The sequence below is a fragment of the Nocardia sp. CDC519 genome (genome assembly GCF_059509835.1).
Map to the genome: position 1 here is coordinate 982,460 of NZ_CM183377.1, position 12,143 is coordinate 994,602.

Annotated in this window: 13 protein-coding genes; 6 read left to right on the forward strand and 7 right to left on the reverse strand. The window is 69.5% G+C overall.

Going from position 1 to position 12,143, the window contains the following annotated elements:
- Positions 1–36: 36 nt before the first annotated feature.
- The 3 genes from AC5W7N_RS04325 to AC5W7N_RS04335 all read right to left on the reverse strand — a co-directional run bounded on the left by AC5W7N_RS04325 (position 37) and on the right by AC5W7N_RS04335 (position 2,083).
- A complete protein-coding gene (locus AC5W7N_RS04325) occupies positions 37–696 on the reverse strand; it encodes a histidine phosphatase family protein (protein ID WP_194990879.1) in 660 nt (219 codons plus the stop codon).
- The gene (gene pheA / locus AC5W7N_RS04330) at positions 693–1,607 is read right to left on the reverse strand and encodes a prephenate dehydratase (protein WP_163816660.1); all 915 of its coding nucleotides are present in this window, start codon (positions 1,605–1,607) and stop codon (positions 693–695) included. The genes AC5W7N_RS04325 and pheA overlap by 4 nt, the downstream gene beginning before the upstream one ends.
- Before the next feature lie 68 nt (positions 1,608–1,675).
- Positions 1,676–2,083, reverse strand: coding sequence for a hypothetical protein (locus tag AC5W7N_RS04335; protein WP_194990880.1), 408 nt, complete (start codon positions 2,081–2,083; stop codon positions 1,676–1,678).
- A 114-nt stretch (positions 2,084–2,197) separates the two neighbouring features.
- Here AC5W7N_RS04335 and AC5W7N_RS04340 point away from each other — a divergent pair, with 114 nt between their 5' ends.
- From AC5W7N_RS04340 to AC5W7N_RS04360, 5 genes are all read left to right on the forward strand, one after another.
- The gene (locus AC5W7N_RS04340; protein ID WP_163816664.1) at positions 2,198–2,956 is read left to right on the forward strand and encodes a DUF2470 domain-containing protein; all 759 of its coding nucleotides are present in this window, start codon (positions 2,198–2,200) and stop codon (positions 2,954–2,956) included.
- Positions 2,957–2,988: 32 nt separating this feature from the next.
- Positions 2,989–3,777, forward strand: coding sequence for a CPBP family intramembrane glutamic endopeptidase (locus tag AC5W7N_RS04345; RefSeq protein WP_194990881.1), 789 nt, complete (start codon positions 2,989–2,991; stop codon positions 3,775–3,777).
- Between the two features lie 1,142 nt (positions 3,778–4,919).
- Positions 4,920–6,083, forward strand: coding sequence for an LCP family protein (locus AC5W7N_RS04350; RefSeq protein WP_194992474.1), 1,164 nt, complete (start codon positions 4,920–4,922; stop codon positions 6,081–6,083).
- A 10-nt stretch (positions 6,084–6,093) separates the two neighbouring features.
- Entirely contained in the window at positions 6,094–6,645 is a 552-nt protein-coding gene (locus AC5W7N_RS04355; RefSeq protein WP_163816670.1) for a ferritin, read from the forward strand.
- Between the two features lie 71 nt (positions 6,646–6,716).
- Positions 6,717–7,265, forward strand: coding sequence for a ferritin (locus tag AC5W7N_RS04360; protein WP_014348392.1), 549 nt, complete (start codon positions 6,717–6,719; stop codon positions 7,263–7,265).
- A 368-nt stretch (positions 7,266–7,633) separates the two neighbouring features.
- On the opposite strand, the gene AC5W7N_RS04365 is transcribed toward AC5W7N_RS04360, so the two are convergent.
- From AC5W7N_RS04365 to AC5W7N_RS04380, 4 genes are all read right to left on the reverse strand, one after another.
- Positions 7,634–8,554 (reverse strand): DUF5926 family protein, encoded by a 921-nt coding sequence (locus AC5W7N_RS04365; RefSeq protein WP_194992475.1) that lies wholly within the window; start codon positions 8,552–8,554, stop codon positions 7,634–7,636.
- A gap of 155 nt (positions 8,555–8,709) precedes the next feature.
- On the reverse strand, positions 8,710–9,477 hold the full coding sequence (locus tag AC5W7N_RS04370; RefSeq protein ID WP_163816675.1) for a glycerophosphodiester phosphodiesterase: 768 nt from the start codon (positions 9,475–9,477) through the stop codon (positions 8,710–8,712).
- Entirely contained in the window at positions 9,474–10,493 is a 1,020-nt protein-coding gene (locus tag AC5W7N_RS04375; protein ID WP_495924033.1) for a DUF4328 domain-containing protein, read from the reverse strand. Before AC5W7N_RS04375 ends, AC5W7N_RS04370 begins: the two co-directional genes overlap by 4 nt.
- 32 nt (positions 10,494–10,525) lie before the next feature.
- Positions 10,526–10,897, reverse strand: coding sequence for a rhodanese-like domain-containing protein (locus AC5W7N_RS04380; protein WP_195020388.1), 372 nt, complete (start codon positions 10,895–10,897; stop codon positions 10,526–10,528).
- A 475-nt stretch (positions 10,898–11,372) separates the two neighbouring features.
- Between AC5W7N_RS04380 and AC5W7N_RS04385 the strand changes: the two genes are divergently transcribed.
- Positions 11,373–11,984 (forward strand): hypothetical protein, encoded by a 612-nt coding sequence (locus AC5W7N_RS04385; RefSeq protein ID WP_175586002.1) that lies wholly within the window; start codon positions 11,373–11,375, stop codon positions 11,982–11,984.
- The last annotated feature ends 159 nt before the right edge of the window (positions 11,985–12,143 follow it).

Here is a 12,143-nt window from a genome sequence, read left to right on the forward strand (position 1 = left end):
GCGTCGCGCCCGGTCACCAGCGTGGCCGGGCGCAGCTCACCCCATCGGGTCGTCGGACCCCAATGCTGGCGCGCGCCCGAACGGCGGGGTGAACCGGCCCCAGCGCACGCATTCCCAGCTGCCGTCGGGACGCGGCGCCAACTCGATGGTCTCGGTGTTGTCGAGATGGTTGTCGATGGTGAACGGCGGCGCCACGCCGGTCAGTGCCCGCGCGACGAGGCGCATGGCGGCGCCGTGGTTCACCAGCAGCACATCGCCGGCGTCGTCGAGTAGGTATCCGTCACGCAATTCGGTGATCGCGGGCAGGAAACGGTCGAGCACGTCCTGGCCCGATTCGCCACCGGGCAGCCGCTGCGTCAACTCGCCCTCGTGCCAGGACCGGTACACCCGGAGGAACAGCTCGTGCGCCTGCTGGCTGCTCTCCCCCTCCAGATCGCCGACCTGCACCTCGTGCACGCCGTCGAGCACTCCGGCCGAGATGCCGCTCGCGGCTTCGATGTAGCCGGCGGTCTGCCTGGCCCGCAAGGCCTGCGAGGACAGCAGCAGCCGAGGCGGCACCGTCAGCCGCGATGCGAAGGTCTTCGCCTGCGCCGCACCGCGTTCGGTGAGTGGCAGCCCGGGCAGACTGGTATCGAGCATCCGTGCGACATTGCCTTCGGTCTCACCGTGCCGCACCAGAATCAGCTTGCCTGTCACAGGTCGGCAACCCCCTTTCGTAATCGGGTCAGCCACTGCGCGGCTTCCTCATCCGACGGCGGCGGCGTCCCGGTGGCCGAGGTGGCGGGCCAGGAGCCGAGGAAACGGATACGCGCCGTGCGGTGCAGCGCCTTGAGCGCTTCGGCGACCGCGGCGTCGTCGATATGGCCGACGCAATCCAGATAGAACCGGTACGTGCCCATCCCGGTGCGGGTGGGCCGTGATTCGATTCGGGTCAAATCGATACCGCGAGTGGAGAACTCACCGAAGGCGCGCATCAGCGCGCCCGGTTCGTTCGGCAGTTCGAGCACGATCGACGTGCGGTCGGCGCCGGTGGCCTGCGGTGCCACCCGCGGCTTGGTGACGAGCACGAACCGGGTGATCGCGTCCTCGTGATCGGCGACGCCCTCGGCCAGCGGCACCAGGCCGAGGCGTTGCCCGGCCAGAGTGGTGGACACCGCGGCATCGGCGCGCCCGGCCAGCACATCCTCGGCGGCAGCGGCGTTCGAGGCCGACACATAACCGGTGGCGCCGGGCAGATGACGTTCCAGCCACAGCCGCACCTGCGCCGCGGCCACCGGGTACGCGGCCACCGACGTCACGTCGTCGAGCCGGGTGCCCGGGCGGGCCAGGATCGCGAAGCTCACCTCGAGTTCGGTCTCGGCGATGATCTGCAGCCGCGGGCCGACGGCCAGCGAATCCAGGGTGGCCGGAATCGAGCCCTCCACCGAACTCTCGATCGGCACCACGGCGCCGTCGACGTCACCCGAGCGGATCAAATCGAGGGCGGCGCCCTGACTGGGCGCGGCGATCCGCTCGACCGGCCCGTCGAAGGCCCCCGAGGTTTCGAGTTCGGCGAGGGCCATCTCGGTGAAGGTTCCGGAGGGCCCGAAATACGCTATTCGCGGCACGCCTACGAGATTACTTGCGCGAGCCCACGCGCTCGGCCGACTTCCCGAGGCCGGGAACGGCTGGGCTATCAGTCGGCGACCGGAGCCAGCAGCTCGGTGAGCGCCTGAGCCAGTTCCCGCGGATGCCGCGTCTCGATGGCCAGCAGTACCCCGCGCACGGCCTCGACCGCCTGTGGCTTCAGGCCGGTGAGGAAGCCGACATCGGGAGTGGTCAGGGCGGTGCGGATGTCCTCACCGCACAGCGCGGCGGCGGTGCCGGCGACGAGGGAGAGCGCGCGCTGCGGATCGTCGGTCCGTGCGACCAGACCGGTGTCGGAGTGGGCGGCTTCGGCGAGGATGTCGGCGATCTCGGCAACGTCGAGATCCGCTGCGATGATCCGGCCCGGTGGCGCCGTGGCGGGCGGGACGACAAGGCCGTCGGCCAGATGTCGCCGCGCGGGTGCCGTCAATGCGACCAGAACCGGCTCGCTGCTCATGGACTTCAACTTACCCAGCGGCCAGATGTTGCGCGCATCCCCACCTTCGCTTAGGTTAGGTTAACCTAATTGCGCATCTGTGAAGTGGGGCACGTTCACCCAGTGGAGGTTTCTATGCCGGAGACGATCAGCGCACCGACGACCGCCGAGCGGGTGCGCAGCGCATGTGCGCATGCCGAGTATTCGGTGCTGGCTCTGCCCGGCACCGATCCGATCCCCACCTCGGTGCATCATCTGCGCGAATGCGGCGACGCCGTGATCGCCGTGCCCCGCGACAGCGCCGCCGCGCATGCCGCCGCCTCCGGTGCCGCGGGCGCGCCGGCCGTCCTGGAACTCACCGACCACGCCCCACTGCCGCTGCGGGAACCGGTACGCGCGCTGGTGTGGTTGCGCGGCTGGGTGCGAGCCGTGCCGACGCAGGCGCAGCGGGCGCTGGCCACCGAGGTCGCCAAGGAGAACCCCGATCCGGGCCTGCTCGACGTCGGCCACACCGCCACCCTGTTGCGTCTGGTGATCAACTCGGCCGTGGTCGCCGATGCCACCGGCGCGGAATCGGTGTGCGTCGAGGATCTGCGGCTGGCCAGGCCCGACCCGTTCTGCTCGATGGAATCGGCCTGGCTGCAGCATATGGAGGCCGACCACGCCGACGTCATCGCGCAACTGGCCCGGCATCTGCCGCCCCGCCTGCAGCGCGGCACTGTGCATCCGCTCGCCATCGACCGATACGGACTCACCCTGCGGGTAGAAGGCGAGGACGGCGACCACGACGTCCGCCTGCCCTTCGCCTCGCCCGCCGACGACGTCGAATCACTGAGCCGAGCAGTGCGGTTGCTGGCAGGCTGCCCCTTCCTGAACGGACTGCGCCGGATCTGATTCCCGCGCCCGGGGGCAATAGATTCGGCTGCATGCGCGATGACCTCGGCCGGGCGGAAACCGGTGAGCCGACCGATCGGGAACGGGCGGGGATTCGGCTCGAGATCCTGGTGGTGCTCGGCGTCACCTTCGGACTGAGCGGCCTCAATGCCGCCCTCTCGCTGGTGGAGAGCGCGCTCGCACCGGGCGGTGTGGATGAGCAGACCGTCGCGCTCAATGCCTCGCGCTCGGCGCAGTCGACCATCGACCTGCTGTTCCAGCTGCTCGGCGTGCTGCGATTGACGGCGTGGGCCGGGCTCGGGCTCTACCTGCTCTGGCGCAGCGGTATCGGCCCGCGCGCCATCGGCCTCGCTCGGGCGCGCTGGCGCCCGGACTGGCTGCACGGACTCGTGCTCGCGGCCGTGATAGGGCTGCCGGGGCTCGCGCTGTACCTGATCGCGCACGCGGCGGGCGTCAGCGTGACGATCGTGCCCAGCGCCCTCGACGAGCACTGGTGGCGGCTGCCCGCCCTGATTCTGTCGGCCTGCGCCAACTCCGCCGCCGAAGAGATCATTGTCGTTGCCTACTTGATCACCCGGCTGCGTGCACTGGGTTGGTCGGACAACCGTTCCCTGCTCGCCTCGGCGCTGCTGCGCGGCAGCTACCACCTCTACCAGGGCCTCGGCGGCGGACTCGGCAATATCGTCATGGGCCTGATCTTCGGCCGCTACTGGCAGCGCACCGGCCGCCTCTGGCCACTGGTCATCGCACACGCGTTGATCGACGCGGTCGCCTATATCGGCTACACCGTGCTCCGCGACCGGGTCGGCTGGCTGCCGTGAGCAGATCGACCGACGAACCGCGAAGCCGTCAAGACCAGAGGCCGCAGTAGCGGTAACGACGCAAGGCGCTCCGACTCTGGCCGCCGGCGATCGTGCACACCACAAACGACCTGGCCGCCATATCGCCCCGCGAGCAATCGGCCGGCTGCCGTGAACCGCGATACCAGCTGATCGCGCTGGACCAGCTCCGCACTGGGTTCGACTCGCGCCGGGCAAGGCCCAGAGGCGCCGTAACCGCGTCGAGCCGGTCAAGACCGGAAGACAGCATGAGCGGTAACCGCACGGCACTCAGCCGCTGGGCCGGCAATCGCCCACGCCATGGTCGACCCGGCCGCCCGTATCAGCGCCTGAGCAGGTCGGCTGGCCGGGCGTGAACAGCGATGGCGGTGGATCGCCGGGTCCGGTCGAGGGCGGAGGACGGTGGCGGGGCAGTGTCCGCGCCGGCCTGCCGGATCGGGCGCGTGCGTACCGGCGTGGCGTCGGGTAACAAACGGGGGCGTAGTGGGTAAGTAGAGTTCGACATGATGAACGGCGACGACCCACGGAGGCGCCGGGTCCCGCCGCAGGCGCCCGGTCGGCCCGGCGCGCGTCCGGCCGAACCGGGGATGCGTGGGCCATCCCCCGAACCCGGCAGGCCGCAGGCACCCGGAGAGCGGGGCGGGTGGCAGCGGCCCGACCGGGGCTCACGCGGGGCGGGCGAACGCGGCGGCCATCCGGTCGGCGGGCCCGGCGCAATCCCGTCATCCGACCGCCCCGTATCCGGACGACCCGAACCCGAGCGCCCAGGCGCCGCACACCCCGGCCGTTCAGGAGCCGGGCGGCAGCAACCCGACCGCCCGGGCATCCCGCACCCCGATCGCCCTGGCTCCGATCGACTCGGTGCCGGGCAGGACGCTCGACGAGGTGCCCCGCGCAACCCCGGCGCTGCGGGCCCGCACGGCAATCGCCCGGGAGCCCACCCCGATCCCGAGGCAACCCGTCGTTACGACGCGGACCGTCCGGGCGGCGCGTATCGCGGCGGACCGGCGCGGCACCCGGACGCCCGGCAGCCCGCCGAGCCGGTGATGCGCCGTCCCGAGGGAGCCCCCGGGCTGCGGAAAGACGGACCGAACGGACCGCCACGCCATATCGAGCCGACACAGGTGCTGCACCGTGACGGCCGAGCGGAAGCGGCACCGCTGGCCTGGTCGCAGGTGCCCGAGGCGCCCGCCGAACAGCACCGCGCGGCCACCCATGCGCCGACGCAGCAACCCGTCCCGTTCCGCGAGGACGAACCCCCGCGCAGACGCCGCGATGTGCCCCCACCCCCGCCGAGCCGACCGCCACGCGGTGGCGGCCGGGCGCCACGCCCGCCGCGGCCCAAGCGCAAACGGCATCTCTTCCGGTGGTTCCTGGTCATGCTCGTGGTGTTCATGCTGCTGATCGTCACCGCGGTCATTCAGCTCGACCGCACCCTGCACCGGATCGACGCGCTCGCCGATTACTCCGACCGGGTGGGCGACACGCCCGGCACCAACTGGCTGCTCGTCGGGTCCGACAGCCGGTCCGGGCTCACCGCCGATCAGGAGCAGGGCCTGGCCACCGGTGGCGAGGTGGGTCCGGAGCGCACCGACACGATCATCCTGGTGCATGTGCCGCCCTCGGGCCGCACCACATTGGTGAGCCTGCCGCGCGATTCCTACGTCAGCATCCCGGGCTACGGCCAGGACAAGCTCAACGCCTCCTTCGCATTCGGCGGTCCGCAACTGCTTGTGCAGTCGGTGGAGATCGCCACGGGGCTGCACATCGACCACTACGCGCAGATCGGGTTCGCCGGATTCGCCGGAGTGGTCGACGCGCTCGGCGGGATCGATGTGTGCGTGCCGCAACCCATCGACGACCCGCTGGCCGGCATCAATCTGGCCGCGGGCTGCCAGACCCTCGACGGGCCGCAGGCGCTGGGTTTCGTGCGCACCCGCGCCACCGCGCTCGCCGATATCGACCGGATGAACAATCAGCGACTGTTCCTGTCCGCCTTGCTCGAACAGGCCACCAGCCCGAGCACGTTGGCCAATCCGTTCAAGCTGTGGCCGATGGCTCGCGACACCGCGCGCTCGCTGACCGTCGACAACGGCGATCACATCTGGGATCTGGCGCGGCTCGGCTGGGCGCTGCGCGGCGACACGCTGGCGACGACGGTACCGATCGGCGGATTCGGCGATACCTCCAGCGGCAATGTGGTGCTGTGGGACAAGGCCAACGCGAGCCGGTTCTTCGAGGCGCTGGCGACCGGGCAACCCGTTCCGGAGGATCTGCGCGGCGAGTAACGTCGAGCACATGTCCGACCTCGACGCCGGCCGGTCGTTCCCGGCCCTGCTGCGCGATCAGATCCGTCACGGGTTCACCGCGGGCCAGCAGTATCTGGCCGCCGCGGTGTACTTCGAGGCGAACCGGCTGCCCCAGTTGGCCCGACATTGTTACGGCCGTTCCGACGAGCATCGCGGCCATGCGCTGCGCATGGTGCAGCATCTGCTCGACCGCGATCTGGAGGTCACCGTCGGCGGCCTGGACGAGGTGCGCCCGACCTTCGAATCACCGCACGCCGCAATCGCTTTCCTGCACGCCCGGGAGCAGAGGCTGACCGATCAGACGGTCGAGTGCGCCAAGGCCGCGCGCGCTTCGAACGACTACCTCGGCGAGCAGTTCATGCAGTGGTTCCTGGAGCAGCAACTCGACGAGGTGTCCGCCATGACGACGCTGCTGACGGTGCTCGAGCGCGCCGCGGGCAACCTGTTCGACGTGGAGGAATTCGCCGCGCGTGAACTGCCGACCACCGTCGCACCGGCGGGCAACTCCGCCCCCAAAATGGCTGGGACAGTACGCAACTAATTAGGAAACACTATCCTCAATAAGGGTCGACTTGGATGACAAGGACGCTGACCAGCGATAACGTCTGTGTCATGTCCAGCCATCCGGAAACTCCACGCAGCAAATTCCACAGCCTGCTCCACGATCAGATCCGGCATGAATTCAATGCCGAGCATCAATACATCGCGATTGCGGTTTGGTTCGACAACGCCGACCTGCCGCAGTTGGCAAAGCGCTTCTACGCCCAGGCCGTCGAAGAACGTAACCACGCGATGATGATCGTGCAGTACTTCCTCGACCGCGATATCAGCATCGAACTCGGTGGAGTCGACGCTGCTAAATCGCATTTCGAGAATGCCCGCGAACCCATCGCATTGGCACTGGCCCAGGAGAAGGCGGTCACCGACCAGATCATCCAGCTGGCCAGCACCGCTCGCGAAGAGGGCGATTACCTCGGCGAGCAGTTCATGCAGTGGTTCCTGAAGGAACAGGTCGAGGAGGTGGCCAATATGAACACCCTCCTCACCATCGCCGATCGCGCCGGGTCGAACCTGTTCGATCTGGAGGAATTCATCGCCCGCGAAATGAGCGGCCCGAGCAACACTTCGGGTGCCCCGTCGGCCGCCGGCGGTTCGGTGTAATACGCCACCGCGCTATCGAGCGATCGGCAGGCCGAGCACGTTGCGGCGTGCTCGGCCTGCCGAATTCCGCACTACTCAGCCCGCGCTGGCGCTCAGGCTGCTGAGAAGCGTGGTCAGAAGCTCGAGAATGGCGTCCATGATTTCCCTACTTTCCTCATCGGCCGGTGAGGTTTCCCTCACCTACACCATCTTTCGGTGATGCAGAGAACGTAACGGAGCCAAGATTAGAAAGGAGCCTTTTTCACAAAATTACTACGGTGGAATTTCGCCACCCCCGAACAGCGACGGCTCCGGGCCGGCCCGAGGCCGGACACCGAAGCCGTCTCACTGTTTTCGCGCGCCGATTCAGCGCGAACGACGCCGACGCGTCAACGCAGGGTGACCTGTCGCGAACGCAGGCCGTCGCGCGACCGCCGCTCCTCGGCCGACATCGGCGCGTCCGAGGCCAGCGCCTGCGCCAACCGCGCACCGAACTCGACTGCGGGCGCGGCCCATTCGGCCGCGTGCCGCTCGGGATCCAGATCGAACACCGGCACCAGCAGCCCGTGGGTACGGAACGAGCCCGCGAACCGCGAACCCTCACCCAGATGCAGACCACCCGAGGCGTGCAACCGGGCCAGCGCCAGCATCAGATCGTCTTCCGGCTCGGGGCGCACCCAGCGCAGATGCGCCTTCTCACCCGCGTCGACCCACCAGGCCGCGCCGATCGCGTCGGCACCGAGATCCAGCCGATCCGAGGGCATGATCGCCTGCTTGGCCTGCTCGATGGTCGCGGCCACCTGCGGATCGGGCTCCACGCCTTCGGGCACCCACCAGTCGAAATCTTGATGCACCGTCAACTCGAGCGCGGCGCCCGGGTCGATGACGTCGGCCAGGGTGGGCCCACCTTCGACGCTCGCGGCGGCGGGCAGCGACTCACCCGGTTCCGCCGACTGGGTCCACAAGATCGCCGCGGCGAGATCGGCGGCCGGGTTCTCCCCCTCGGCCTGCACCTGCACCCCGACATAGCCGGTCGGCTCGTCACCCGCGCGCACCAGCGCGGCGACCGCACCGGGCAGCACCGTCGCGAGGACGACCGAACGTTCGGCCGCGGCGCCCGGCGATAGCTTCAGGGTCGCGGTCGCCGAGGGCACGAACTCGCGCAACGCGACGAGATCGCATTCGGCGGCCAAACCCTCGAACGGGCGCGTGACGGCGTTGGCGGCCTGTTCCAGCGCGGCTCGCCGCTCGGCGAGACGCTGCGCCCGGTTCCCGCCGGGCTTCGGACTGTTGCGCTTGCTCTTACCCACGGCTGGTCAAACTACACCGGTCACGGCCGCCCGCTCCGCGCGCCACGCTCTCGGCTCGGCAGTCGCCATCGACCGGCTCAGGCGGTGTCGATCGGCGCCCGAGCCGGAGGCCCTGCGTGGTTACGCTCCGCTGCCGCCTCCGGGCCTCGACCGGCTCAGGCGGTGGCCAGCAGTGCCTTGGTCCGCCCCGGATGGTTGGTCGCCACCCAGCTGACGCCGAGATCGGCGCACAGCCGCACGTCTTCGGGATCGTCGACGGTCCAGCAGTAGGTGGCGCGGCCGGCGGCGGCGGCCTTGTCCACCAGATCGGGGTGTTCACGCAGCGTCTTCACCGACGGGCCGACGGCCGTGGCGCCGACCGTGGTGGCCGCGCTGCCGCCCAGATAGCGCGAGGATTCGCCGAGCAGCACGGTCGGCAGCAGCGGCGCGGCGCGGCGGATCCGCCAGACCGCGGTGGCCGCGAACGACATCACCACGGCCCTGGAGTGATCGGCCGAGGCCGGGGTCGCGATGCCGAAGCGCTGCAATTCGGCCAGCAGCTTGTTCTCCACCAGCGCGCCGTAGCGCACCGGATGCTTGGTCTCGATGAACAGCTTGGTCGGGCGGCTGCGCCAATCGAGCACAAGGGCGATGAGCTCGGCCAGGGTGAGTACCGAGGCGGGTTCGCCTGCGGTGCCGAAGTCGAGGGCCTTCAACTCGTCCAGGGTGAGTTCACTGACCAGGCCGGTGCCCGAGGACGTCCGGTCGACGGTGCGGTCGTGCACGCAGACCAGATGCCCGTCCCTGGTCAGCCGGACATCGCATTCGACGCCGTCGGCGCCCTCCTGCAGGGCCAGCTCATAGGCGGCGAGGGTGTGCTCGGGGCGTTCGGCGGACGCGCCGCGATGGGCGACGACGAATGGTGCGCGATTGGGCTGGCTCACTTCGCCACGACCTCCTGCTCCTGATGCTCACGATCGGCGCCGGCATCGGCCCGGGCTGCGACGGTAGCCGATCCCGGCTGCACCGGTTCGATGACGGGCACCGCCGGGTCCGCGGCCACCACCCAGCGGTGCGCGATATGGGCGCGCCCGAGCAGATCGCGGCCCTCCACCATCCGCACAATCCACAGTGTCGCCACCGCCACCGCCACCGCCACGGCGTCGGTGAACGCGGTGAACAGCACTCCGTCGGCCTCGGCCTGCAGCGAGTCGGCGCTGCGCCAGGCCAGCGCGGCAACCGCGCAGGCTCCGCCGAACACCCAGATCGCCCACCACACCCGCACCGCACGCAGCGGCCGTGGATCCTCCCGGCCGGCCACCATCTCGCTCAGGAAAACTCCCGGCCACAGCAGGTTGACCACCGGGATCACACAGCCGAGCACCAGCATCCGCGGCGACCGCGGATCGCGCAGACCACGACCCTCGTACACGGCCCGGCGCGCCTGGATCAGCCAGCCGACGGCGGCGACCGCGGCGAGCAATGCCAGCACCGCGGCGAACAGCGCCGAAGCGTTGACCATCGCGTCGGAGAACGTCAACAGCAATGGATCGATGAGATAGGTGCGATTGCGCAGTAGCAGCAGGTAACGACCGAGTTCGGAGCCCGCCGCGATGGCGAACATCAGCGCCGTCGCGATCAAGAGCGGGGGCAGCCAGCCGGCCAGCACATTCAGCGGCGGCCGGGCGGCTACGGGCTCGCGGGCCGGTTCATCGCGCAGTCCCCAGCGCGGGATCTCGGTGTAGTGCGGGGTGGGAGTGGGCCCGGTGCGGCCGGGGGCCACGGTGCCGCGCGGACGGTGATCGGGCCTGCGGGCGACCCACCGGTAGTTGCGCCGTTCGGCGGGCGCGTCGATCGGCCCGGGCGAGAGCAGGACGCCACGGCAACGCGGGCACCAGTGCATCGGCGCCGCCTGTTGTACGGCCCAGCGCGCGCCGCAGCGCGCACAGGGTTGCACCACCGTACTCAATGCCGTCGCACCTCGCTCTTTCGTCAGTAGATCTTGGGCTCGTGCTTGCCCTCGCCGACCAGCGGGCGGCCGGTACGCTGCCACTCCACCATGCCGCCGACGACGCACACGGCGTCGAATCCGACGTGGGTCAGGTACTTGACCGCCTCGAAGGACCGGCCGCCCTGCCGGCAGATGACGTAGAGCTGGGCGTCGTAGTCCAGTTCGTCCAGCCGGGCCGGGATGTCGTCCACCGGAATGTGGACGGCGCCCGGCGCGTGGCCCAGCGCCCACTCGTCGGGCTCGCGCACGTCGAGCAGGATCGCGCCGGCCTTCTCCGCGGCAGCGCGCGCACTGTCGTCGAATTCACCTGGCACCTCGTTCAGCGGTACCGTCGGGACCTCGGAGCTCGTCACGTGTTCGATCCTGCCATGGGTGCCGTACGATCGCGGACTTCCGTGCCCGTCCATCGGTGCGAACACCGCCCACCTGGGACGCGCCGGGCCAGCGGGCCCCGCGTAGGTTATGCCGCGCCGACTTCCGACCGGTGCCCCGATTTCTGGGGGGATGTGGATAAGTCGGTGTAGTTATCCACAGATTCCACAACCTGATCCACAGGTGTCAGCTATCGTCCGGCGCATCGTCCACAGGCTGACGCTATCGCGGCTTCAACTGGGCGATCACCGGGCGACGGTTGCGAACGACCGATCCGGGACTCCCCTCCAGCCATCCCGGAGCGGTCATCCGCCGCCTTGTTCGGGAGCTGCGCCGTCGAAGCTCCCGACATGTACTTGGACGGAAGCGACGCGGATTCGGTTCCATAAAAAACGACAACCCTAGTGAAAACTTGAAATGCGCCGATCTGGGCGGTGATCTCGGTAGCCTGGCGCTATGAACTCGAGCAGGGGGCTACTTGACGGATTGGACACCGCCGGAATCGACATCGCACTGAGGGAGGCCGCGTGCCTCGGCCTCGCCGTCGATGCCGACACCGGCCGACTCGAACTCGACCTCGAAGTACTCACACTGCCCGCACAGGAATCCACACCTGCCGATATCAAGGTCCGGATGACCTTCCACGGCGTCAGCCGGGTGGCCGCCTCGCTGCGCATCCACCGCTGGGACGACGTCGAACCCACCGTGCTGCCGCTGGAACTGGACGGGCTCGGCGATGCCATCACCAGTTTCGGCGGCGGCAGGCTGCACGGCTGGGATTTCATCGACATCGACGACAGCAGCTGGTCGCTGTGGAGCGAGCTGCTGAGCTTCGACACCATGATCGATCAGCGCGTCTCGCCGCATGTGCTCGAGTTCTCCCAGGAGGAGGGTCTCGATCCGCGCGAACTCGACGTGCGGGTTTGGTTCGACAGCATCACCATCCACGACCCCCGCGGCAAGCAGATCCCGCTGCCGGAGTTCATCGCGGGCGGCCGGCGCTGGTGGGCGGCGCACGACGCGGGCGATCCGCGCACCAGGCGGCCGGGGATCGCGCCCCCGCTCTGAGCCGGCGACAGCCGAGCAGATGCCGCATACCGGGCCGGTCCGGTGTGCGGCATCGGCGTTTCACCGATAGACGTTCCCGGAATGGGTATCCGCCCCGGCGAACGGTTCGACCTGCCCCACCCGCCCGCATTCGCGATCCACAGCCCGGACCGCCCGACT

Bases quoted from the DNA above. Each gene is read 5' to 3' on its own strand.
- AC5W7N_RS04360 (WP_014348392.1), top strand. From the start codon at position 6,717: ATGTCCAGCCATCCGGAAACTCCACGCAGCAAATTCCACAGCCTGCTC.
- AC5W7N_RS04345 (WP_194990881.1), top strand. From the start codon at position 2,989: ATGCGCGATGACCTCGGCCGGGCGGAAACCGGTGAGCCGACCGATCGG.
- AC5W7N_RS04355 (WP_163816670.1), top strand. From the start codon at position 6,094: ATGTCCGACCTCGACGCCGGCCGGTCGTTCCCGGCCCTGCTGCGCGAT.
- AC5W7N_RS04340 (WP_163816664.1), top strand. From the start codon at position 2,198: ATGCCGGAGACGATCAGCGCACCGACGACCGCCGAGCGGGTGCGCAGC.
- AC5W7N_RS04335 (WP_194990880.1), bottom strand. From the start codon at position 2,083: ATGAGCAGCGAGCCGGTTCTGGTCGCATTGACGGCACCCGCGCGGCGA.
- AC5W7N_RS04385 (WP_175586002.1), top strand. From the start codon at position 11,373: ATGAACTCGAGCAGGGGGCTACTTGACGGATTGGACACCGCCGGAATC.